Genomic DNA, 2,365 nt, shown 5'->3' with positions numbered 1-2,365 from the left:
CCAAGAACCCGCTTGTATGCGGCGTTGCTGCGGATACTGGCTTCCTTGGCCACACGCCACTTGCCGTCGATCTTCCGGATCCAGCACTCGCACATCTCCAGGTCTTCCCGGTCCTCATAGCCCAGGCCGGAGCCGGGGCCATCGGGCCCCACGCCGTCCACGGTGGTGGCGTCGTTCCACACCACCTGGCCGAAACGGAAACCGTCTTTGGGATTGCCGATGCAGTGGATCTCCTCGAACACCACGTTCAAGTCCGGCGTCCGGGCCAGGGCACGCAGGGTATCCAGCACGACGTGATCGGAACCCTCCAGATTGTCGCCGCCGTCGCGCTCTTCCTTCAGGCCATCGAAATAGAAGTCGTACACGCGGCCCACCTGCTTGTGCTTCCAGATCAGCATGGTGTAAGCCTCGAAGAGGTCGGCAATGTCCTGGGGCTTCTCATATTTGCAGTTGGCGATCACATCCTCGTAGAACTTGCGCTCAGCCAGAATCTCGTCTGTGGTCATCTCGGTGATCTTCTTCCGCTTGATATCACGAATGTTCATTATTTTGCGACCTCCTCTGCTGCGGCACCAGGCGCATCTTCGGCCGTGCAGGTGTCGCGGATTTCATCGATGCTGTACATGGTGAACTCCTTGACGATCTGCCATCTGCCGCTGATCTTCTTCACCGTCGCCATACTCATGGCGATGCAGGCATCGGAGTTGAGGGGCTTGTTGGTGGCGGCGCCATAGATGCTGTAAGTCTTGTTGGTTCCAGACATGGTGTAGTAGCGCCAGAGCTTGTAGCCGTCATCCCTCTTGACAGCGAAGGTATCCCGCATGGTCACCTGCATGTCAGGGAAAGCAGAGGTCAGCTTCAGGGTGTCCTTCATCATCTCGTGGGCACCGTGGAGATAGAGGCCGTTCTCACGATAGATATCAGCATTGTCAGAGTAGATGTCATAGATGCTGCCTATCCACTTGTGGTTGAAGATCAGCTCCGTATACAGGCGGAAATACTCCGCCAGGGATGCCTCATCCTCCACCTTCAGCTGCTTGATAGCCGTGTCCACAGCCATCATGTCGTTGTAGAGCTTGTCTGCCCTGTACATTGTACTGTACTCCTCCTTCAATTCCTCATGTAGATCTCAGCCCCGGTGCTTCAGGCGTCTGTTTCCGGGAGCTTGCGGGTCAGATACAGGCCCAGCGCCACTGCCACGATACCGCCTGTGACCTTCGTCACCACCAGGGGTAAAATCATCTCCTGCGCCACACTGGCCGTAAAGCCCAGATGGTCACCCAGCACGGCGCTGGCAGTCACCATCCATGCAGTGGCGATGATAATGCCGCGCCTCTTCATATCCTTCATCATCACAAAGAGGGACACGGAATTCGCCAGGGAAAAGATCATGGCGCTGGTACTCACAAAGTCCAGCCCCAGCTTCTGCCCCAGTGCGGACAGCGGCTTTTTCAGGAACTTCATCAAAATCGCCAGCACCGGGAAAGTGCCGCTGAGTACAATGGCAATTTCTGCCACCGTGGCCATGCCCTCTTCCACAGGGGCCATGCCTGGAATCAGCACCACGCCGGTGATGGATTCAAATCCGGCGCACGCCAGCCCTACACAGCCCGCCGCGCTCACCAGATAGCCAAATATCAGGCAGCCCCTGGTCATCTGCCTGGGGATGAATTTCAGTCCCACCGCCAGCAGGATCGAAATGACGGCCACGGGAGCGATGTTGGCCGCCACCAGGGCCAGGGGAAACCCTGCTGACAAGCCGCCGAAGAAGCTCCCGAAGGGGATTGCAATGACGCCCACCAGCAAGCCCCGGACAAAGTCCGGCTGCTGCTCCTTCTTGATAATGCCAAGTCCCACCGGAATGTTAAACACCAGTGTTGCCCCCAACGTGGAAGCCACCAGAAGGCCAGCGATCTCGCCTGCCCTGGGGTCCGCCGCCAACTCCATGGAGAGCTGGTAGCCGCCCATGTCGTTGGCCAGAATCGCCCCCAAAAAGGCGGAGTCCACACCGATGGCGGTAAACAACGGTGCGATAGTGGAGTTGATGCCCTTCTGGATCAATGGGGTCAGGCAGACAATGCCTACCATTCCCATCGTCAGAGGCCCCATCGTTTCATAGCCCTTCTTGAATTCATCTCCCAGGCCGAAGCGGTTGCCGAGGACCTTGTCCACCGCGCCCAGAAGCGCACCGCTGGCCATAATCCACATCACGATCGTATCAAAAGACATGCGTATCCTCAGTTATCAATGATTGTGCGTAGTCTTTGTCCCAGGCGGGACAGTCCATGACTGTCCCGCCCCCCGGCAGTACTGCCGGAAAAACCGGCGCACTTACTTCTTGTAGTAGGTGGGTCGGCCCTTCTCG

Annotated in this window: 3 protein-coding genes; all 3 read right to left on the bottom strand. The window is 57.7% G+C overall.

All coding sequences use genetic code 11. The features are described 5' to 3' along the window. On the bottom strand, positions 1-545 hold a 545-nt coding region (locus HMPREF1546_RS01610; RefSeq protein ID WP_021747926.1), incomplete at its 3' end, for a hypothetical protein. After that, positions 545-1,093, bottom strand: a complete 549-nt coding sequence (locus HMPREF1546_RS01605) for a hypothetical protein (RefSeq protein WP_036629596.1) — start codon at positions 1,091-1,093, stop codon at positions 545-547. The genes HMPREF1546_RS01610 and HMPREF1546_RS01605, both read right to left, overlap by 1 nt. Positions 1,094-1,143: 50 nt before the next feature. Next, positions 1,144-2,229 (bottom strand): ethanolamine utilization protein EutH, encoded by a 1,086-nt coding sequence (locus tag HMPREF1546_RS01600; protein WP_021747924.1) that lies wholly within the window; start codon positions 2,227-2,229, stop codon positions 1,144-1,146. Between the last annotated feature and the right edge of the window lie 136 nt (positions 2,230-2,365).

The organism is Oscillibacter sp. KLE 1745, from assembly GCF_000469445.2.
Taxonomy (GTDB): domain Bacteria; phylum Bacillota; class Clostridia; order Oscillospirales; family Oscillospiraceae; genus Oscillibacter; species Oscillibacter welbionis.
The sequence above is the reverse complement of the archived record's forward strand: the minus strand, read 5'-3'. Positions and strand labels throughout refer to the sequence as shown.

What these genes read in the sequence shown, in the direction of transcription:
- HMPREF1546_RS01605 (WP_036629596.1), bottom strand. Translation starts at nt 1,093, where the DNA reads ATGTACAGGGCAGACAAGCTCTACAACGACATGATGGCTGTGGACACG.
- HMPREF1546_RS01600 (WP_021747924.1), bottom strand. Translation starts at nt 2,229, where the DNA reads ATGTCTTTTGATACGATCGTGATGTGGATTATGGCCAGCGGTGCGCTT.